The sequence below is a fragment of the Brevibacillus sp. IT-7CA2 genome, assembly GCF_949767855.1.
In the GTDB taxonomy this organism is placed as follows: Bacteria; Bacillota; Bacilli; order Brevibacillales; family Brevibacillaceae; genus Brevibacillus.
This window is the reverse complement of sequence record NZ_CATKQT010000051.1, coordinates 231,806-251,407: the sequence shown is the minus strand read 5'-3', so window position 1 is coordinate 251,407 and position 19,602 is coordinate 231,806. Positions and strand designations below refer to the sequence as shown.

The 19,602-nt window shown below is 49.5% G+C and carries 20 protein-coding genes; 13 read left to right on the top strand and 7 right to left on the bottom strand.

What is annotated here, in order from left to right:
* The first annotated feature begins 34 nt into the window (after positions 1-34).
* The gene (locus ACM6JA_RS24720; protein ID WP_414854510.1) at positions 35-1,762 is read left to right on the top strand and encodes an ECF transporter S component; all 1,728 of its coding nucleotides are present in this window, start codon (positions 35-37) and stop codon (positions 1,760-1,762) included.
* Positions 1,737-2,519 carry a LytR/AlgR family response regulator transcription factor gene (locus ACM6JA_RS24715; protein WP_414854509.1) on the top strand — a complete coding sequence of 261 codons (783 nt, stop codon included), beginning with the start codon at positions 1,737-1,739 and terminating at the stop codon, positions 2,517-2,519. Before ACM6JA_RS24720 ends, ACM6JA_RS24715 begins: the two co-directional genes overlap by 26 nt.
* 59 nt (positions 2,520-2,578) lie before the next feature.
* On the opposite strand, the gene ACM6JA_RS24710 is transcribed toward ACM6JA_RS24715, so the two are convergent.
* On the bottom strand, positions 2,579-3,064 hold the full coding sequence (locus tag ACM6JA_RS24710; protein ID WP_007722938.1) for a hypothetical protein: 486 nt from the start codon (positions 3,062-3,064) through the stop codon (positions 2,579-2,581).
* Between the two features lie 256 nt (positions 3,065-3,320).
* On the opposite strand from ACM6JA_RS24710, the gene ACM6JA_RS24705 reads away from it, so the two are divergent.
* The 4 genes from ACM6JA_RS24705 to ACM6JA_RS24690 all read left to right on the top strand — a co-directional run bounded on the left by ACM6JA_RS24705 (position 3,321) and on the right by ACM6JA_RS24690 (position 7,972).
* A complete protein-coding gene (locus ACM6JA_RS24705) occupies positions 3,321-5,411 on the top strand; it encodes a carbon starvation CstA family protein (protein WP_414854508.1) in 2,091 nt (696 codons plus the stop codon).
* Positions 5,408-5,620: a CstA-like transporter-associated (seleno)protein gene (locus ACM6JA_RS24700; RefSeq protein WP_414854507.1), complete on the top strand. Its 213-nt coding sequence runs from the start codon at positions 5,408-5,410 to the stop codon at positions 5,618-5,620. Before ACM6JA_RS24705 ends, ACM6JA_RS24700 begins: the two co-directional genes overlap by 4 nt.
* 283 nt (positions 5,621-5,903) lie before the next feature.
* Positions 5,904-6,728 carry an inositol monophosphatase family protein gene (locus ACM6JA_RS24695; protein WP_007722944.1) on the top strand — a complete coding sequence of 275 codons (825 nt, stop codon included), beginning with the start codon at positions 5,904-5,906 and terminating at the stop codon, positions 6,726-6,728.
* Positions 6,729-6,895: 167 nt separating this feature from the next.
* On the top strand, positions 6,896-7,972 hold the full coding sequence (locus ACM6JA_RS24690; protein ID WP_414854506.1) for a glycoside hydrolase family 15 protein: 1,077 nt from the start codon (positions 6,896-6,898) through the stop codon (positions 7,970-7,972).
* A 98-nt stretch (positions 7,973-8,070) separates the two neighbouring features.
* Here ACM6JA_RS24690 and ACM6JA_RS24685 read toward each other — a convergent pair whose 3' ends face one another.
* On the bottom strand, positions 8,071-8,997 hold the full coding sequence (locus tag ACM6JA_RS24685) for a helix-turn-helix transcriptional regulator (RefSeq protein WP_414854505.1): 927 nt from the start codon (positions 8,995-8,997) through the stop codon (positions 8,071-8,073).
* Between the two features lie 46 nt (positions 8,998-9,043).
* Here ACM6JA_RS24685 and ACM6JA_RS24680 point away from each other — a divergent pair, with 46 nt between their 5' ends.
* Positions 9,044-9,907 (top strand): alpha/beta fold hydrolase, encoded by an 864-nt coding sequence (locus tag ACM6JA_RS24680; protein ID WP_414854504.1) that lies wholly within the window; start codon positions 9,044-9,046, stop codon positions 9,905-9,907.
* Here the strand turns inward: ACM6JA_RS24680 and ACM6JA_RS24675 are convergent.
* Positions 9,872-10,774, bottom strand: coding sequence for a DMT family transporter (locus tag ACM6JA_RS24675; protein ID WP_414854503.1), 903 nt, complete (start codon positions 10,772-10,774; stop codon positions 9,872-9,874). The genes ACM6JA_RS24680 and ACM6JA_RS24675 overlap by 36 nt on opposite strands.
* A gap of 165 nt (positions 10,775-10,939) precedes the next feature.
* On the opposite strand from ACM6JA_RS24675, the gene ACM6JA_RS24670 reads away from it, so the two are divergent.
* Positions 10,940-12,367, top strand: coding sequence for a PLP-dependent aminotransferase family protein (locus tag ACM6JA_RS24670; RefSeq protein ID WP_414854502.1), 1,428 nt, complete (start codon positions 10,940-10,942; stop codon positions 12,365-12,367).
* 29 nt (positions 12,368-12,396) lie between these two features.
* Entirely contained in the window at positions 12,397-13,176 is a 780-nt protein-coding gene (locus tag ACM6JA_RS24665) for a GNAT family N-acetyltransferase (protein WP_414854501.1), read from the top strand.
* Positions 13,177-13,197: 21 nt separating this feature from the next.
* Here the strand turns inward: ACM6JA_RS24665 and ACM6JA_RS24660 are convergent, their stop codons facing one another.
* Positions 13,198-14,079, bottom strand: a complete 882-nt coding sequence (locus ACM6JA_RS24660; protein WP_414854500.1) for a LysR family transcriptional regulator — start codon at positions 14,077-14,079, stop codon at positions 13,198-13,200.
* Between the two features lie 125 nt (positions 14,080-14,204).
* Between ACM6JA_RS24660 and ACM6JA_RS24655 the strand changes: the two genes are divergently transcribed.
* A complete protein-coding gene (locus ACM6JA_RS24655; RefSeq protein ID WP_414854499.1) occupies positions 14,205-14,987 on the top strand; it encodes a SagB/ThcOx family dehydrogenase in 783 nt (260 codons plus the stop codon).
* Positions 14,988-15,031: 44 nt separating this feature from the next.
* Here the strand turns inward: ACM6JA_RS24655 and ACM6JA_RS24650 are convergent, their stop codons facing one another.
* Positions 15,032-15,748: a GDSL-type esterase/lipase family protein gene (locus ACM6JA_RS24650; protein WP_414854498.1), complete on the bottom strand. Its 717-nt coding sequence runs from the start codon at positions 15,746-15,748 to the stop codon at positions 15,032-15,034.
* A gap of 157 nt (positions 15,749-15,905) precedes the next feature.
* On the opposite strand from ACM6JA_RS24650, the gene ACM6JA_RS24645 reads away from it, so the two are divergent.
* The gene (locus ACM6JA_RS24645; RefSeq protein ID WP_193375266.1) at positions 15,906-16,457 is read left to right on the top strand and encodes a nitroreductase; all 552 of its coding nucleotides are present in this window, start codon (positions 15,906-15,908) and stop codon (positions 16,455-16,457) included.
* A 42-nt stretch (positions 16,458-16,499) separates the two neighbouring features.
* On the opposite strand, the gene ACM6JA_RS24640 is transcribed toward ACM6JA_RS24645, so the two are convergent.
* Complete coding sequence (locus tag ACM6JA_RS24640; protein ID WP_414854497.1) at positions 16,500-16,982, bottom strand: DinB family protein; 483 nt, start codon at positions 16,980-16,982, stop codon at positions 16,500-16,502.
* A gap of 143 nt (positions 16,983-17,125) precedes the next feature.
* On the opposite strand from ACM6JA_RS24640, the gene ACM6JA_RS24635 reads away from it, so the two are divergent.
* Positions 17,126-18,049, top strand: a complete 924-nt coding sequence (locus ACM6JA_RS24635) for a LysR family transcriptional regulator (protein WP_414854496.1) — start codon at positions 17,126-17,128, stop codon at positions 18,047-18,049.
* A 165-nt stretch (positions 18,050-18,214) separates the two neighbouring features.
* Positions 18,215-18,985 carry an ANT(4')-I family aminoglycoside nucleotidyltransferase gene (locus ACM6JA_RS24630; protein ID WP_414854495.1) on the top strand — a complete coding sequence of 257 codons (771 nt, stop codon included), beginning with the start codon at positions 18,215-18,217 and terminating at the stop codon, positions 18,983-18,985.
* Positions 18,986-19,074: 89 nt separating this feature from the next.
* On the opposite strand, the gene ACM6JA_RS24625 is transcribed toward ACM6JA_RS24630, so the two are convergent.
* Positions 19,075-19,449 (bottom strand): YybH family protein, encoded by a 375-nt coding sequence (locus ACM6JA_RS24625; protein ID WP_414854494.1) that lies wholly within the window; start codon positions 19,447-19,449, stop codon positions 19,075-19,077.
* Between the last annotated feature and the right edge of the window lie 153 nt (positions 19,450-19,602).

The following is a 19,602-nucleotide window of genomic DNA, read 5'->3' as shown; positions in this document are numbered from 1 at the left end:
GAACCATAGGGCAGCGATTGAGAGGGATAAACCAATGAACATGGCATTAATGGTTCCGTTGACGGAGCGGACGGCTGTTTTGATAGTGGCGGCCTTGCTGTTTACGCGTGTACGTGCATTCCGCAGCATATTGAACCAGCAAGCGACGTGGCGAGAAAAAGCACTAATGGTCGTCATTTTTTCTGCTATTTCCATACTGGGTACATACAATGGCATCTGGTATCAGGATGCGATTGCGAATTCACGCGTGATCGGGACTGTCGTGGCAGGCTTGCTTGCTGGTCCATGGGTAGGGCTGATGACAGGGCTGATTGCAGGGATTCAACGCTATTCATTGGGGGGCTTTACGGACTTGGCTTGTGCTATCTCGACGATAAGTGAGGGCTTGTTTGCGGGATTAATCTATCAGTTTCGCCGTAACCGCAGCAAAAAAATCGGGTGGACGACAGCACTCGTCGTTGGTTTCTTGGCGGAGTGGCTTCAAATGGGGATTGTCTTGCTCATCGCACGTCCTTACGCTGACGCATTGGCATTGGTGCAGGCCATTAGTGTACCGATGTCTATCGTCAACTCGGTCGGAATTGCTATTTTGATCATTATTATTGATTTGGCCAAAAAGGAAGAAGATCGGATTGGGGCGCTCCAAGCCCAGCGAACGCTGCAAGTAGCCGACAAAACGCTGTCTTACTTGCGTCAAGGACTGACGTACGACTCTGCTCAAAAGGTAGCAGAGGAAATATTGCGGACGACGCGTGTAGCAGCGGTAGCGATTACCGATACGCGCTCTGTACTTGCGCATGTTGGCGCAGGCTCGTCCCATCACGTGGTGGGAGAAGGCATAACGACCAAGGCGACCCGTGAAGTTTTATCGACCAAAGAAGTGAAGATTGCTCAGACGAAAGAAGAGATTGGATGCAGGGAGACGAATTGTTCCTTACGCTATGCGATCCTTGTCCCCCTGATGCGAAGACGTGAAGTGGCGGGCGTGCTAAAGCTGTATCAGGATCGCTCACGCAAACTGTCAGCAGTGGACTTGGAACTCGTACGCGGATTGGGGAACCTGATATCGAGTCAGCTCGAACTGGCTGAGCTTGAGAAGCAGTCCCGTCTGTTGGCAGATGCAGAAATCAAAGCCTTGCATGCGCAGATCAATCCGCATTTCTTGTTCAATGCGCTCAATACGATCGTTTCGTTTATTCGCTTCCGGCCCGAACAGGCCCGTGAACTGTTGATTCATTTGGGGGAGTACTTCCGGCGTAATTTGCATGACTCTGGCGGATATGTCAGTCTTGCGCGTGAGCTGGAGCATATCGAAGCGTATTTGGCCATCGAACGTGCGAGGTTCGGGGACAAGCTCCATGTAGAGTACGACATCGAGGATGGCGTAGAGCGGTTTACCGTGCCGGGACTGATTTTGCAGCCGCTGGTAGAGAATGCAGTCAAGCACGGGCTGTTGCCCAAGCGCGAAGGGGGAACCGTAGTGATTCGTGCGCGCCGCAAAGAAAAGCAAATCGTCGAACTGACAGTGGCAGATAATGGGGTCGGAATGGAAGTGGATCCAATCGAGCCAGCCCTAGATGAGAAGAGTACAGGGCGGCAATTATCTGGGATCGGTCTTGCCAATGTAAAAAGCCGTCTCCAGTCGATCTACGGAGAACCGTATGGAATCGTGATCGAGAGCAAAAGCGGGAGCGGCACAACATGCACCATACAATTACCGATAGGGGTGAACGTCAGTGCTCAAAGTGTTCATCGTCGATGATGAGAGGCCAGCCAGAGAAGAACTGCGGTATTTGCTGGAGCAGTTTTCGGAAGTGTCCGTAGTAGGAGAGGCTGGCAGTGGGGAAGAGGCGTTGGAAGCGGTGCTTCAGACAGAGCCGGATGCGGTCTTTTTGGACATCCATTTGCAGGACAGGGATGGGGTCGACGTGGGGCAGGAGCTTCTGGAATCCATGGTCAATCCACCTGTCATCATCTTTGCAAGTGCGTATGAATTTCATGCGGTCCGAGCATTTGAGGCGGAAGCCGTCGATTATATCGTCAAGCCGTTCAGTGAAATGCGACTGGAAAAGACGATGAATCGGGTACGAAAAATGAGGCGGAAAAGTGAGCATGCATTGGACGCGTCACCGTTGCTGGAGGAAAGGCTACAGTCCCTTCTGCAAAATGTGCTGGTCGATACTCAGCCGCGTCGTGTCCCGGTGGAGAAAAACGGCAAGATCATGCTGATTGATCCAAACGAAATCGTCTATGCCACTTTGGAAGGAAGGTATGCGAGCATTTATACAGCAGGTGAGCAATATGCGACCACGTTTACGTTGCAGGAGCTGGAGAGCAGGCTGTCACGCCAGCAGTTTTTTCGGACGCATCGCGCTTTTATTGTCAATTTGTCCAAAACAGCAGAGCTCGTTCCTTGGTTCAAAGGCTCGATTCATCTAGTCATGCAGGATCATCGCAAAACAGAAGTGCCTGTCAGCCGCAATGTCGTGAAGGAATTGAAGAAACGATTGGGGTTTTAAAGGAAACAGACCAATCCTGCGTCCCGTTGGGGGGAGGATTGGTCTGTTTTTTTGACTGCTTACATGGGATAGTCATCGTTTTTCTTACGTGTCACCATGATTCCGCCCAATACGATGAGGATCAAGCCGAGGATGCCGCCTACTTGGGTAGACGCCAGATTCGCGATCAAAAATACGATGGCAAGAACGGTGAGGATGCCAATGGGGATCAAGAGAGCGGGTTTGCGATTGCCGAATATGTACAGCTCAGTAAGCCCCACGGCAGGACCAATCAGAAAGAAGGGCCACGTCGTGCTCATATCCCCATGAAAAAATAGCTGGCTGAAAAAGAAGAGTGGAGCATAAACGAGCAAGATCCCGCCTGGCACGAGCAATCCAGCGCGATTCGGCTTTGGGTTCATAAAAAAGAAAATATGAAACCCGATTCCTGGGATGAGAAGGAAGACTGGCCATAGCAAGTCCATTGCGAGCGGTACGTTCAGGTAGGTAGCCAGAACAAAAATCGCTCCGATTCCGATAATGATGTAACCCCCGATTCGTCGCATGTGCGTATTCTCCTTTTTGATTTCGATACCAATTTATGTATAACTTTAACATATTGTGGTGGAGATTGGATCAGACTCTGGGCGGAGACTTTCTACGTCCCAAAATTGAATGCGTTTACACTCAAACGAGGATGGTGCAGCTTGTGCTTGTTTTTGTACGGTTCAGCCATTTTTTATGTTGGCAAGTTGTCCGATGTGATACGTTTTTCTAAGGTTTATTGCCTGAATATTTGATAAATAGGAGGAGGCGACTCGGATGAAGAAATGGTTTCTTTCCCTCTTGATTTGGGGCGGGATAGCCGCATTGGGTGCTGTCGGATTCGGGATGATAGCGCTCTCGCAAGGGGAATCAGTCAACTCGTTCTGGCTACTGACTGCCGCATTTTGCACTTATGCTGTAGCTTATCGTTTTTACAGCAAATTCATAGCCAAAAAACTAATGGCGCTCGATGACAATCGCGCTACTCCGGCAGAAGTGAACAACGACGGCAAAGACTTCGTGCCAACGAACAAATGGGTGTTGTTTGGGCACCATTTCGCAGCGATTGCAGGTGCAGGCCCGCTTGTAGGTCCTACGTTGGCTGCGCAAATGGGATATTTGCCGGGAACGATCTGGATTATCGTCGGGGTCGTGATCGGTGGAGCTGTGCAGGACTTCATTATTCTGTTCGGATCGATGCGTCGCAACGGAAAGAGCCTTGGTCAAATTGCCAAGGAAGAGATCGGTCCTGTTGGCGGAGCACTCGCTTTGATTGGTATTATTGCCATTATGATTATCCTGATTGCTGTTTTGGCCATGGTTGTAGTTAACGCTCTTGCTGAATCACCGTGGGCTACCTTCACGATATTCATGACGCTACCTATCGCGATATTGATGGGATTGTATATGCGGTATATACGACCTGGGCAGGTATTGGAAGGCTCGATTATCGGGCTTGCTCTCTTGTTCTTTTCCCTCTGGCTCGGTCAAATCGTTGCTGCATCGCCAACATGGGGACCAGCTTTCACGTTTTCCAAGGTACAGCTTGCCTGGATGATCATTGTGTACGGCTTTATTGCCTCTGTTTTGCCTGTGTGGCTGCTATTGGCACCGCGCGATTATCTCAGCTCATTCTTGAAAGTAGGGACGATTGCGGTATTGGCGGTGGGAATTGTGCTGACACTGCCGCCATTGCAAATGCCAGCACTGACGAAGTTCATTGATGGAACTGGCCCTGTTTTTGCGGGAAATCTGTTTCCCTTCTTGTTTATTACTATCGCGTGCGGAGCCGTATCAGGATTCCATTCACTCGTATCATCCGGAACGACGCCGAAGATGATCGCGAAGGAATCGCATGCGCCATTGATCGGTTATGGCGGGATGCTGATGGAGTCTGGCGTCGCGGTTATGGCGATGATTGCAGCGTGCGTCCTGACTCCCGGTGTCTATTTTGCGATTAACTCACCTGCCGCAGCAATTGGCGTGGATGCAGTCCAGGTTGCGACGACGATAACGGGCTGGGGCTATACCGTAACCCCTGACCATTTAACAACGCTCGCCAACGACATTCAAGAAAAGACGATCCTTTCCCGGACGGGCGGCGCACCATCACTGGCAATCGGGATGGCGACGATTTTCTCGGGTGTATTGGGTGGCAAGGCATTAATGGCATTCTGGTATCACTTTGCGATCTTGTTTGAGGCTGTCTTTATTTTGACGACGATTGATGCGGGAACGCGTGTCGGACGATTTATGGTACAAGACATGCTCGGCAACGTCATTCCGAAAATGAAAGAAGTCAACTGGCTACCAGGTAATCTGATTGGTTCTGGGATCATTACCATCGGATGGGGATACTTCCTGCTCCAAGGTGTCATGGACCCGTTGGGAGGCATTTACACCCTATGGCCGCTCTTTGGTATCGCCAACCAGATGCTCGCCGCGATTGCGTTTACGGTGGGAACAACGATTATTTTCAAAATGGGCAAAGCCGCTTACTCGTGGATCACACTCGTACCGATGGCTTGGCTGACGACGGCTACGCTGACAGCGGGCTGGCAAAAGCTGTTCCATCCTGATCCAAAAATCGGCTTCCTCTCGCATGCAGAAGCATTCCAAAAGGCTCTGGATGCCGGTACGCTGCCAAAAGGAGTAAAAACGGTGGAAGCTGCACAAAAGATGATCTTCAACGACCAGATCGATGCTGTGGTATGTGCGATCTTCATGGTCATTACGATTGGGATCATTCTCGACGGTGCGCGGGTATGGATCAATATTCTCCGCGGCAAGCACTATCCGTTGCAGGAGTCGCCGTACGTCAAGTCCAAAGGAAATGTATTTGACGGGAAAGGACATCACGTAGCATGAGGCGCAAGCTAAGAGCCATGCGAAAAGGAATGCGTAAAGTGAGCTCTGCTATTAAAACGATTTTCGGAATGCCCGACTATGATCGCTATCTCGCCCATTGGTACGAGACGCATGGGGCACCGGGTATCTTTCCGATGACAGAGCGTGAGTACTACATGTACGCATTGACCGAACGATTTGAAAAAGGTGGCGTAACGCGCTGCTGCTAAAGTGGTCATGTAAAAAAGGGTGTCTCCACGGTCAGAAATGACGAGGAGGTACCCTTTTTCAATTATTCGGGAGCTGGGTGAAGCAACGACATTTCAGGCGCATTCCTCATGGCTAACGTGTGGTGTAACAGCAGGTAAAGTATGGTACACTAAATAATATAGCATGGCCGTTTTTTAGCACGAGCTGTCTTATCATTTTCAAATGAAACGTCGAAGCCTCTCTTTCGAGAAGAAAGGGGAGTGCTTTGCGAAAAAATAAGTCAAGTTTTAGGTGGCGATACGTGTGCAAGCATCAACACTGGCGGCTCTCAAGGAGCTCGCTTTGCAATGCGCCCGTTCAGCGGGTGAGCTGAGTCTGAAGCGAATGAAGGAGCCTTTTACCGTCGAGTATAAAACATCTGCCTCCGATCTTGTTACAGCCGTAGATAAAGAAGTGGAGAATCACGTCATTCAGATGATTCTTGCACGATTCCCTGATCACGGCATTCTTGGAGAAGAGAGTGCACATGCGGAGGATTACAAGCAGTATGACACGCTTTGGGTCATCGACCCGATTGATGGCACGACCAATTTTGTTCATCAGCAAATCAATTTTTCCGTTTCCATTGCCGTTTACCATAAGGGAGAGGGAATGGTTGGAGCGGTTTACGATCCTTCCAGAGACGAGTTATTTTATGCAGTAAAAGGGGAAGGTGCTTTTCTCAATGATCGTCCCTTGCAGGTGAATCGAGCAGTAAGTCTGGAACAAGCTTTGTTATGCACGAGCGTATTTTGGAACAAGCGTGCTGAGCAGATCGGCATCGACTTGATCGTGAAAAAGCTTGCTGGGAAGGTTCGCGGAATGCGCCTGCTAGGAAGCGCCGCTCTGGAGATGGCGTATGTGGCTGCGGGAAGACTGGATGGCTACGTCAGTATGCAGCTCAATGCGTGGGATTTCGGGGCAGCTCGCATCATTGTAGAGGAAGCGGGCGGCCGGGTGACGACCATGACGGGGACACCACTGCCGTACGACCAAAAAAGCAGCGTGATGGCTTGCAACCCGACTTTTTATGAGGAGCTGCAGCATTTCCTGAAATCTGAACATACAGATGTACCTTCACAAAATTAAGTGTCACAAGAACCCGCTGGATATGTGCATCCAGTGGGTTTTCTTTTGCTATGCATATTGGGTTTTCGTTTGGACGTCGGTTGCATATGCTATAAAAGCATAGCCGGAAGACGAGCAGCGACTGTATTTGTTACGAAGTCGGCTTGTCCGAATAAGGGGGGATAACCATGACCCTGATTGAGGAAAGTGTAAAGTTGATTCTTCAGCATCAAGCGAGTACCGGGGCGTATCTCGCTTCACCCGCATTTGCCCACTATCAGTATGCGTGGCTCCGTGATGGAACATTTACGGCATATGCGATGAACCGTACCGGCAACCATGAGAGCGCCCGCAAGTTTTACGAATGGTGCAATGATGTGATCCGAAAGCATGAGGCAAAGGCAAGAGCATCCATTACGGCAGTAAAAAAAGGATTAGACAAAAATGATGCGGGGAACGACCGCTTTTTGCATACGCGCTATACAGCGGACGGAGAAGAAGTAGCAGGCGAATGGGGCAGCTTTCAGCTTGATGGCTACGGGACATGGCTGTGGGGGCTGGCTGAGCATGTGCGGATGAGTGGGGAGCATGACTTGATTCACGAGCTGAGGCAATCTATTGAACTGACGATTGACTATGTAGTGGCGTGCTGGCAGCTCCCTAACTTTGATTGCTGGGAAGAGGGAGGAGACCGAATCCACCCAGTGACGCTAGGAGCCATTTATGCCGGGATCAAGGCGATGGAGCCTTATTTGTCCGACCGAGCTTTCGAACTCGCTCAAGAAGGAGAGACCATTCGCCAATTCATACGCGAGCATGGCACAGCCAACGGGCGATTGATAAAATCCGTCGGGGACCATTCTGTAGATGCAAGTCTGCTCTGGCTGGCACTGCCGTATGGGATCGTCGACGTGGATGATCCGCTTATGATCCGAACTGTGCAGGCCATAGAAGAGGAGCTGCGCGCAGGATACGGCGTGCATCGCTACCCAGCCGATACGTATTATGGCGGAGGGCAGTGGTTGCTGTTATCCGCTTGGTTGGGCTGGTATTACGTGAAAACGGGCAGGCGTGAAGAAGCCGAAAAGATAGCAGCGTGGATTGTTTCCAAGCGGCAAACGAGCGGACTGCCTGAACAAGTGCAGGAGCATTTGCTTTCTTTCGCTCATTATGAGATGTGGGTGGAGAGGGCAGGCCATCCCGCTGTGCCGCTGCTTTGGTCACATGCAATGTTTCTCGTGTTGGCAGCAGAGCTCGGCATTTAGCACTAGCCAGGAAGAGGGTCTTCCTGGTTTTTCTTATTACTGACATCGATTGACACCATTTGTTGCTATGCTCAGTTCAGGACCGAACAGAGGGGCGTTCAACCAGGATAAAAATGACACAGATCATGAAGCTCTTTATGCAGCCAGTCGATTAGCTCAGCAGGCTCCTCTACTGTCGCTTCCCTTCCCAGACTGAGTACAAACCGGGCTACCCAATCTATTTCGGAGGGCGCGACGGTATCGGTAATGAAGCCGGAGCCATCTGCCAGAAGCGTAATCTGATTGCCGAATTGATGGTGGCTTTCGGCTAGTTTGCAGCCTTTTCTCGTCAAGCGAATTCGCAGGGGAAGCTGCTCTGGTTCTTCATTCTGTGAGAAATGCGGATCAAGGACGACAGAAGGGGCATCCACAATCGTCATGGTTTGGATGCGGTCAACGCGCAGCTTGACCGTGCATCCTCTGAGAAAGCAGAAGCATTTGCAGTACCAGTAGCCATCGAAAGCGTACAAATAATCGGGTTGAATGATGCGGGTGCTTCGTCGGTTCAGGGAGTCGTACGTAATTTTCACAGCTTGTTGTGAAAGAGCAGCATCCAAGAGCGGTCGTAAAAAGGGCGCCTCCACACTTCTGCTTGGGTTCGTCACCCGCAGTTTTTTACGTAGCTGCTCTACTCTAATCAAAGCGTCTGTTGGAAGACTCGCAAGCAGCTTGGCGATCACAGACAAGGTTTCTTTTGCAAATGGCTTGTCCGTGTAGGAGAGAAGAGCTTCATACGATAAAATCAGAGCAATGGCTTCCTCTGTCGTGAGGCCAAGAGGCGCTAGCTGATGGGATCGAATCAGCCTGTAACCACCGCCAGGACCGGGGGAAGCTTGCAAGGGCGCACCTGCCTCGCTGAGCAAGTGCAAGTCACGCAGCATCGTTCGTTTGGACACGGATAACGTATTGGCTAAATCACCCACGGTAAAGGTTTTTCCTGTGTGGAAAAGCGCAAGCAGTTCTAGTAAACGACCTGTTCGGTTCATAGGTATTCCTCGCTTTAGCTAAAACGAATGAAAGGGTGAGTCAAAAGTGAAGTCACTGACAGTTTATCAGCAGGGGACAAGGTTGCATGTGTTGGAAGGGGCACGAAATGGTGAAACGATTTTGTTTTTGCACCCCCAAGGCGGTACCTCGTCCATCTGGAACGACATGTTACCTTATTTTTCAGAGGATTTCCACATCAATTGTATGGATCTGCGTGGGCATGGCCAATCAGAGCATGCGGCTACTGGCTACGATATCAGAACGCAATGTGAGGATATACGGGCAGTTCTCGACCATGCTGGGGTAGAAAGAGCGCATCTGATTGGCAATTCTCTCGGCGGAGATTTCGCCACCTTTTTTGCAGCGATGTATCCTGACCGTGTGCGATCACTGATCAATCTGGATTCGGGCATGATTGATTTTGTGGGCCCAAATGGCGAACGGGAAGGATCAAAAGCTGAAATTTTGGAGCAGTATCGCAAGCGTACAGTGCCAGAGTTCCAGCATCGAGAAGAGTTCGCTCCATACGCGAGGGAGCATTGGTATCCGTGGGACCCGTATTACGAAAAATGGTTTCAGCATGTGACGATCTACCGTCTGTCTGATAGTCTGATCACGTATCAGATACCGACTGTGATTAACCTTCAAATCATGGAGACAGTCTGCGATTTGCACTATGAAGATGCCTACGCACAAATGAGATGCCCAGTTCTGTTTCTCCCGGCGGAGACTGAGCCAAAGCTCGATGTGAAGCTCTCTCTCATCCAAAAGGTTACGAGGCATCCGCAAAGCAAAACGGTAGTCATTCCAAACTCCAAGCACTTGATGCCGATCGATGCGCCAAGAGTGACAAGCATGGAAATACTGGCGTTTCTAAGAGGCTTGGTGCTTGACAGTCCTTCTGGATAACCGAGGCTTCATCGTTGCGAGCAGGACACCGACAAGCGTCACAACGCCACCAGCCATCGTCACAAGCGTAGGACCTTCACCCAGCCACACCCAAGCAATCAGAAAAGCAAGCACTGGCGTCATGTAAAGGGAGGTAGTAGCCTCCGAGGTACCAACGACAGAAGTCACATAGGCGAGGGACAAATAAGCAACAACGCTAGGGAAAATGCCCAAATACACAACACTGAGTGTCACATCCCAAGGCGCTTGGGCTATCGCTGTGCCAAGCCCGGGTAGAAAGAAGAGCATACATAAGGTACCTGCCCATAAGGTGTAGGCGGTAAACGCGAAAACGCCGTATTTTTCTATGAATGGCTTCTGAAACGCAAAGTAAATGCTTTCGCTAATGGCTGCCAATAAAATCAAGAATATTCCGTCTGATATAAAAAGAGTCTCCCCTGTGCCAATCGTGCAGATGGAGACGCCGAGAAAACTGATCAGTGCACCTAGCCAGCCTCTCACCCCGAAACGCTCCCTGAAAAATAGGAGAGCGAGGAGAGCGGAAAAGATCGGCGTCGTCGTGACCAAAAGGCTGGCTACACCTGCACTTACAGTCATCTCCCCGTAGTTGAGCGCTGTATGGTAAACGGCGAACCCCAAGCCCCCGAGCATAAGGATAGCTGGGACATCCTTTAACTCTGGCAGACGAATGCGGAAAAAGAGTGCGAATATCCCGAGAAAAAGAGAGCCGATAAGAAAGCGAAGCAGCGAGAGATGCTCCGGCGAGTAAGCTTGCAGTCCTACGCGAATACCGGCAAAGGCCGAGGCCCATAACAAAATGCTGATGGCATGTGCAGCGAAAATACGACTTCTGACATGATGCAACAAGATAACTTCCCTCCTTTGAATGAAAAAACCAGCCAGCTATTCACTGTTTCTTCTTTCTTTTCCATGGTAATCAAGAAGTGGTAAAATATCTGCAACCACTCGGCTGTCAAAAAAACCAACCACTATTACCTAGAAAGTTGAGGAAGACGAAAGGGATCGATCAGGTTGCACAGAGAGAAACGGTTGCCGAAGTATCGGAAAATTGTTGATTTTATCAAAGGAAAAATTTCGACAGGAGAATGGCCGATTGGCAGCAAAATCCCCAGCCAACGCGAATTGGCACAATCGTTCGAAGTCAATCGGAGCACGGTCATTGTAGCATTGGAGGAGTTGACCGCAGACGGGTTGATCGAGGGAAAGCTGGGGATGGGTACTGTCGTAGTCAATAACACCTGGACGCTGCTAGCTACGACACGACCTCCGGATTGGAGTGAGTACGTCAGATCTGGATTGCACAAGCCAAGCATGACGGCGGTTCAAGAAATCAATAAGCGTGAATTCCAGGCAGACCTGATTCAGCTGAGCAAAGGAGAGCTCTCTCCAGACATGTTTCCAGTCGATGCGATGAAGCAAGTCATGGAGCGGGTGACGAGGAACCTAAGCGGATTTGGATATGAAGAGCCGAGAGGGTACCTCCCCCTGCGCCAAGCGGTCAGTGATTATGTCGGACGACAAGGAATTACAGCTTCGCCGTCTTCTGTCTTGATCGTGTCTGGTGCATTGCAGGCGCTCCAATTAATTTCGGTCGGGTTATTGCATCGAGGTTCAACCGTGTTTTTGGAACAGCCTTCGTATCTCAATTCTTTGCATGTGTTCCAATCGGCGGGAATGGAGCTTGCGGGACTGCCGATGGATCGTCAGGGGATGATTGCGCAGGCGATTTTTGCGAGGCGAAAACAGGAGCATGGGGCGATTCTGTACACCAATCCGTGTTTTCATAATCCAACAGGCATCCTGATGACAGAAAAACGCCGGCTGGAGCTGCTGCGGGTATGTGAAGAAGAGCGTCTGCCGGTTATCGAGGATGACATTTACCGCGAGCTGTGGACGAATGAGCCCCCACCGCTGCCGCTCAAGGCAAGAGATAAACACGGACATGTCCTGTACATCGGGAGCCTGTCCAAGACACTGACCCCCGGTTTGCGGATCGGATGGGTAGTGGGGCCTGAGCCAGTTATCGAACGCCTGGCCGATATCAAGATGCAGACGGATTACGGGGTTAGCTCGCTATCGCAACGTGTGGCGGAGGAGTGGCTGGCGAGTGGCTTGTATGAGAGGCATATGGACAAGGTCAGAGAGCAGCTAATTACGAGACGAGCGGCTGCCATCCGGGCACTTACGAAGCACATGAGTGAACTCGCGACGTGGGAAGTGCCTGCGGGAGGATTTTTCATCTGGCTGAAAATGAACGGAAAGCTCTCGATGATGGAGCTCTTTACAGCAGCCAGACGCCAGGGCATTCTGCTGAATCCGGGCAAGATTTACGGGGAGACGCAAGAAGGATATGTGCGGCTGTCGTATGGGTACTCGTCGATCGCCGATTTTGAAGCTGGCATCGAAAGACTGGGTCAAATCGTCCGCGATAGTAGATAAAAGCAGAGGAAAGGTGGAGGTGGAAGAAAATGGGGTATATAGAAATAACGAAAAAGAACATAGAAACGGAGCACATATGCTGTGCATTAGGTGCAAAACAATACGAGAATGCAGTAGCCGAGAAGAAGAAGTGGCTGACAGAGCGAATGGATGAAGGGTTGGTTTTTTATCGCTTGGATGAGCGGGCAAAAGTGTTTATTGAATACTTGCCTGCGGAAATGGCATGGGTTCCAATTGAAGCCCCCAATTATATGTATATTAACTGTTTGTGGGTGTCTGGCAGATATAAAGAGAACGGGTATGCGAAACAATTGTTGCTTCATTGCAAGGAGGATGCCATCAAACGTGGCATGGACGGAATCGTTCATATCGTAGGGAAGAACAAGTACCCGTATTTGAGTGAGAGACGTTTTTTTGAACATATGGGGTTTGAGCTGGCAGACCAGGCAGAACCGTATTTTCAATTAGTGGCATGGAAATGGAATAAACAAGCTGTTATGCCTTCCTTTCATAAAACAGGAACGACTTCTTCAAAGGAGAAAGGCGTCACCATTTATTACACAGCGCAGTGTCCATTTGCTGTTGGTGTTTTGGAAGAGTTGAGAAAAGTAGCGGAAGCGAAAAGTGTCCCCTTTCATTCGTACAAGCTGACAACGAGGGAAGCAGCACAGAACGCGCCTGTCATATGGACAACCTTTGGCTTGTTTTATCAGGATGAATTTATTACCCACGAAATCATGAGTGCCAACAAATTTGAAAAATGGCTAACAGAGCTTCTCGCACACCAAAAGCCCCGCCAATCCCAATAGGCGAGGGCTTTGTTCGTGTGGCTACTTGCTCGTTGGCGTGAAGTCCATGCCTTTTACATATTGCTGGCTGTGAACGGCGAACTCTGCCGTGAGTGGGGAGATCGACTGCCAGTTGCGCACCGCGAGCACCACTTCCCTAGTAATCGGGGGCGACAGAGGGATCGCTACGACTTTGGGGATGACAGGTGGCATGTACAGCTCAGGCATGATGGTGACGCCGATATACTCCTGCACCATGGTCAAAATCGTATACACCTCACGCACTTCAAACGTAACCGTTGGGGTGATGTGATTCTCTTGTAGCATTTTTCGGATGCAGCCATCCTTTGGCATGATAAAACAACGCTCCGCGATTTCGGAAAAACGAAGGGTCTGGCTGTCTTTCAATGGATGGGTATCTGGTAAAATGACCATCATTTCGTCTTGCAAGAGCGGCAACGTTTGCATGTCCTTATCAGGCATAACGGTAAAGGCAATATCGACAACTGAGCTGTGCAGCCAGTTGCTAATTTCATCACTATCGCCTTCCAAAAGCAGGATGTCCACGGCAGGAAACCGCTTGCGAAAGCTACCCAAAAGTCCAGGTAAAAAGCGAGAGGCGACGCTGGGGATCGAGGCAATACGCAGGGTACCGGACGAAATCCCGCGGGCCACGTTTGCTTCCTCCGTCATGCAGGATGTGATGTTCAAAATGTCGCGAGCGTGCGCAAGCATTCGCTCTCCGATGCTCGTGGGAGTGATCCCGCTGCGACTTCGCTGAAAAAGACTGACGCCTAGCTCTTTTTCCAGGGACTGTATCATTTGCGAGACGGCGGATTGCGTAAAGCCGATTTCTTCTGCTGCCCGCGTGAAGCTCCCAGCTTTTGCTGCGGCGACAAACACTTGCAGTTGGGTAAGCGTCATGTCTCCTCGTTCCTTTTCATTAGTTTTATCTTATGAAAAATATTATAAATCATTGTTTTACTAATGGAAAAGAGCTTCGTATAGTAAAAGGCATCACCACCAAGAAAATACGAGGAGGAACATAGATGCATCCCGAATGGCAGAGAATTGCAAATGAATTTATCGAGGCGACCTCTTACCGGGTGGGCGAGCTGGAAAAAGGCTGGGCCTCTCGTTACGATTTTTCGAAAAGACCAGCGACGTATTTGCGCTATGAAGAGGTATTTACCCGCATTGATTTGGGGAAGCCGCAGTTTCCAGCGTCCGTCGATTTGTGGGAGGTCCTCGCCAATCGAAGATCCAAGCGTAATTTCTTGAAGCAGCCAATGACGCTTAACGAATTGAATCTCCTACTGTGGGGTACACAGGGCATCACAGATGATATGGGAGACTATCAATTACGCACGACGCCGTCTGCCGGCGCCCTGTATCCGATTGAGACGTACCTGATGATTAACACCGTGGAGGGACTGGAGAAAGGCTTGTATCACCTGGATGTACAGAATTGGTGCTTGGAGGGACTAAAGAGAGAGGACACGGCCGAGATCGCCTATCTGTTCACAGAAGAACAAGAGGTGACGAGACGGGCTGCTGTCAATTTCGTTTGGACAGCGATGGTGGATCGCACGAAAGACAAATACAAAGAACGTGCGTACCGCTATATTTGGTGGGATTCCGGGCACGTGTCGCAGAACCTGCATTTGGTAGCAAACGGACTGGGGCTTGGGGTAACGACGATTGGTCACTGGATGGATCATGACATGAACGAATATTTAGGCATCGATGGTAAGTCTCATATGTCTGTTTTGATGGCATCAGTGGGAAAAATCGCAGGTGGGCATTGGCTGACGGACCGTCGACCGGAATAAGCAGTAAAAAAGGATGGGCATAAGAAGCCGCATCCTTTTTTCATTCAGGATGGTGTGCCAAGTGCGATGTCATGTGCATAAAGTGTATCGCGCAGAACGGTCGCCATGAGCTGGTAGCCGAGGACATGCGGATGAAGTCCGTCGTCAGCCAATTCCTTGCGCAGTGTGATGCCATCTGCGTCCGTCATGCGGGAGTGATAATCGACATAGAGACAGCCTGCTTGTTCAGCAATAGCCTGAAGCCGTTCATTGATAGTGATGACGAGCTCGTTTCGCTCACGGTTGCGTGCGTATCGGTCCATGCATGTAGGCAAAAGGGAACAAAGAATGGGCTGAATGTCTTGCTCGAGAGCCGCATGCACCATTGCTTCTACATCAGTGGTCACCTGCTGGCAAATTTCTTGGGGTGTCAGTCGGTCGGAAGGCAAGAATGTATCCAACGCCCACGTATTGTTGATCCCGATCATGATCATGACGTAACGTGGCTTCAATTGAAGGACATCCGCGGCAAAACGTCTGCGGGCCTGTTCGGTTGTGTCACCGCCGATTCCACGATTGACGATCGTCTGACCCGACCGCCCAAAAAAGGTAGCGAGATCCCACCAATGCGTGATGGAATCACCGAAAAAAACAAAATCGACTGGCTGCTGATGGAAGAGCAGCGCTTCATTATGAAAGTCAAATTCGTTGCGTCGCCTGTCTGCTGGCGCATCGATACTGAAAAATCCGGGCTTTATGAGAGCTGGGCGCTGTCCGTCCAAGCTACATCCCTCCTCGTCCAAAAGTTTACCATATCCCTGTAAGCGTAGTGTGCAGTTTCGTTTACTTCTTACTTGATTTTGCCGAGTGTACACGATAACATATGTTCTGAATAAGACTGATAACCATTATCAAAGTATGGAAGTCTAAGAGAAGAGGGTGACCGTTGTGTCTATTGCCAAAATCATTCGAGAGCGCCGCTCTATAAAAAAAGACTATAAACCAGATACTGTGTCCGAAGAACTTGTTCTAGAGCTGTTGAATGACGCAGTGTACGCGCCAAACCATGGTATACGTGAGCCATGGAGATTTATGTTTGTATCTTCAGAGAAAAAAGAAGCGTTCGTAGAGAAGTTGATCACCTGCTATCCGCAAGAAGCCTATCAGGCGCGCAGAGACATGTACAACCAACCGGCAGCTTATTTGGTTGTCATCATGAAAGAAGACCCGCGCCAAAAACAATGGGAAGAAGATTTCAGTGCGACCGCTGCTCTCATTCAAAACTTCCAGTTGCTCGCATGGGAGCGTGGATTAGGCGTAGTCTGGAAAACAAACGCACACAACTGGGACCCGAAGGCACACGCTATCTTGGGTGTTGCACCAGGAGAGAAAGTCGTTGGTTTCCTGCACCTCGGTTTTTTCGATCAGGAAAATGTACCAGCAGCACGCACACGCACATCTGCCGAAGAAAAGTTCACTCGGTTCGAATAAACGAAAAAAACGAGACCATTCGAAGGTCTCGTTTTTTTGTAACTACTTGGCTGCTGCTTCCTGTGCTATGACTTTTACCATGCTTGAAATGATCCCCAGATGGATAGACTCGTGCATGACGGCAAAGTTAAAGACTTCTCCTACCGTCGTAAACTGGAAGGGACCCATTGTAATGGGGGCTGGCAAAGCTGCCTCTAGCTCGTCAGGGGTGACGGAGGACAACCGTTCAAGCTGTACGGACAAGTAGTGAATCAGCTCATCTTTCGAGGGTGGTGCAGTCGTCCAGTCAGAAGGCTTCGTTCCCGTCTGAAAAAGAGTAGCAAAAGAAGCGGGCAGGTCAGATTGGTAAGGCAAGCCGATGGACAAGAAATGCTGAAAAAAAAAGGCGATATGCCCGATATTCCAGCGAAGTGTATTTGAAAAAGCGGGGGATTGAACATCCAATAGCTCCTCAGGAATCATGGGAATCTGTTGCAGGCCAATTTGACGAACGGATGTGGCTGTAGTGATCATGCTTTGAGACATGAGACAAAACCTCCCTATCATTTTCCTATGATTGACAGTGCTCTTACCGTCAACTAAAGTGTACGTCGTAGGGGAAATCGCAACAATCATGCCTTTCCGATTAGAATGATTAGTAAAAATGATAAGGCGTAAGAGGTGAAGCAATGGAGCTCAGGCAATTGGAGTATTTTATGGCAATATGTGAGGAAATGCATTTTTCCCGGGCCTCAGAAAAGCTGTGTACCTCGCAGTCCAATCTCAGCCAGCAAATCAAGTTTTTAGAGAATGAGCTGGGTGTCCCGCTGTTTGACCGCTTAGGCAAGCGAATCACGCTGACAGAAGCAGGAAAGGTATTGCTGGAACAGAGTCGGCATGTTTTTTCCCATATCGACTACGCACGTGAAGCGATTGCTGCCATGAAAAACAACGAAGGGGGCACGCTCACGATCGGTGTCCTGCCTGGCGATGCTGACTTGTTGTTTGATGCTCTTCTTGTAGAATTTCACCGCTTGTATCCCAAAACATCCTTATCCGTCATTGAGTCTACAAGAATAGTGGAGCAAATCATATCTGGCGAGATTGATTTGGGCGTGACTGTGTTACCTGAGCCGGATGAGAGAATCACTGTCATTCCGCTTTTTCACGAAGAGTTCGCTTTGGCGGTTCATACCGCACATCCACTTGCCAAGGAAAAGGCAATCAAATTTGATCAGCTTCAAGATGTAAAAATGGTGATGTTTCCACCGGATCATCAAGCGAGACAGCTTATCAATCGCTATTGCTTACAGGAAGGCTTTCGTTTGCAGCCTCATATCGAAACGACCACACTCCTGTCTCTGTTGACTCTTGTAAAAAAGGGGATCGGGGGCTGTATCCTGCCTAGCTTATTGCTGCAAAACGTAAAGGACGACGAGATTGCGATCATCAATCTCTTGCATCCGACACCCAGCCAAGACATCTGTCTAGTTTATCGCAGAGACAAATATATGGGGTTCGCCGCTCGTACCTTCATCGATACGCTACAAGCGTATATTCAATCGGCCATCGACAACGCCCATGCTCCCACTACGAATAAAAATCACTCGTAAGATTTTCCTTTCCTTGGTAAAATGCATATCATTACGAACCTTACGATCTGGTCGATGGGAGGAAGTTCACATGCATCCAAAAAAAGTCCCCCGTTAATCCCGAGGTCCTCCATTCATGTATTTGTGTCAGCTCACCCCACAATATATCAAGGGAGATGTACGTAAATGAACATGAATGGACCTATAAAAATATCTCGAAGTGAACGATTTCAAACCTGCCAAGAAATTGCTGCGAGATTACAGGAAGTGTACAAAGAAAAAGTTCTCGCCATTGGGGTGTATGGTTCCGTTTCTCGAGGGACAGACGGCCCTTACTCGGATATCGAGATGTTTTGTGTACTAGAAGAATCAGGGGAAGCAATAGAATTTAGCTACGAATGGTCAGCGGGACCTTGGAAGGCTGAAGTGAATGTGTGCAGTGCAGATGTTTTGCTGAACTCGGCCGCTACGGTCGAGGATGATTGGCCGCTGACACATGGCCCATTCTTTTCTCCGCTGAGTCTGTACGATCCGAAGGGCTTTTTTGAAACGCTCAAAAAAGCAGCAGAATCACCATCGCAGGAAGAGTTTACAGAGGGAATCAACGGTATTCTCGTAGGGGAAATGTACGAGTTTATTGGCAAGTTGCGAAACGTAAATCTAAACGGCCCACATACCTATCTGCCCTACTTGGCTATGGAGTTTGCCCAATACGGTGCGATGTTGATCGGGCTGCATAACCGACAGCTTTACTCGACAGGGGCCAAGGTTTTGTCGGAAGCGCTGGAATTGCCACATCGTCCAGCTGGATTCGATCAGGTAGCCAGATTGGTGATGGCGGGGGATCTGACTGATTCAGCAAAAATCGTTAGCGCTTGCGAAGCATTTTGGGAGGGTCTCCAAGAGTGGGCTGAACAGCATCAGTATGTGATTCATTCAGAGCGAATCCCTTTTTAATCGATAAAAAACAAACGAGACCCCTTGCATGAGGGGTCTCGACTTACCAAGAAAGCCTTGCTACCTAGCGAGGCTTTTATTTTTGGGGCTTACTCAACTTTGCCGCTCAGATGCTCGTGAATGAGCTTCCATTCATCTGTCTCTGTTCTCGTAAAAATATTCGTGGCTCTACCACGTCCCGTGACGAATTCCCCGTTGTAATAGCCTTGATATTGATACGTATATACACAGCTAGCGGACCTTTGATCGACAGCAATCCATTGGACATCCGTAGCCGCATAGACTTCATCCTTGATCAGATGCCAAGCATTTTCAAAGTAAGTGCGGATCTCACTCATGGATGTACAAGTCTTGTCGGAAAACCAGTAAATGGCATTCGGATGAAGTACGTTTTCTACATTGGCAAAGTCATGTGTATTGGTAGCGTCAATATATTGCGCTAACGCCTGTTTATATCCTTCCACGAAATAACCCCTCTCTCCGCTAAAAATGTCTATTTATCCATATTTTATATGTTAGCGGCAAAGAAAAAAAGCCCGCCCGATGTAGAAGGGGGCTATTCGGGCGGAAATGGAGGACGTAATGTCCATCGTAGGGTCTGACACATTCATGATAGT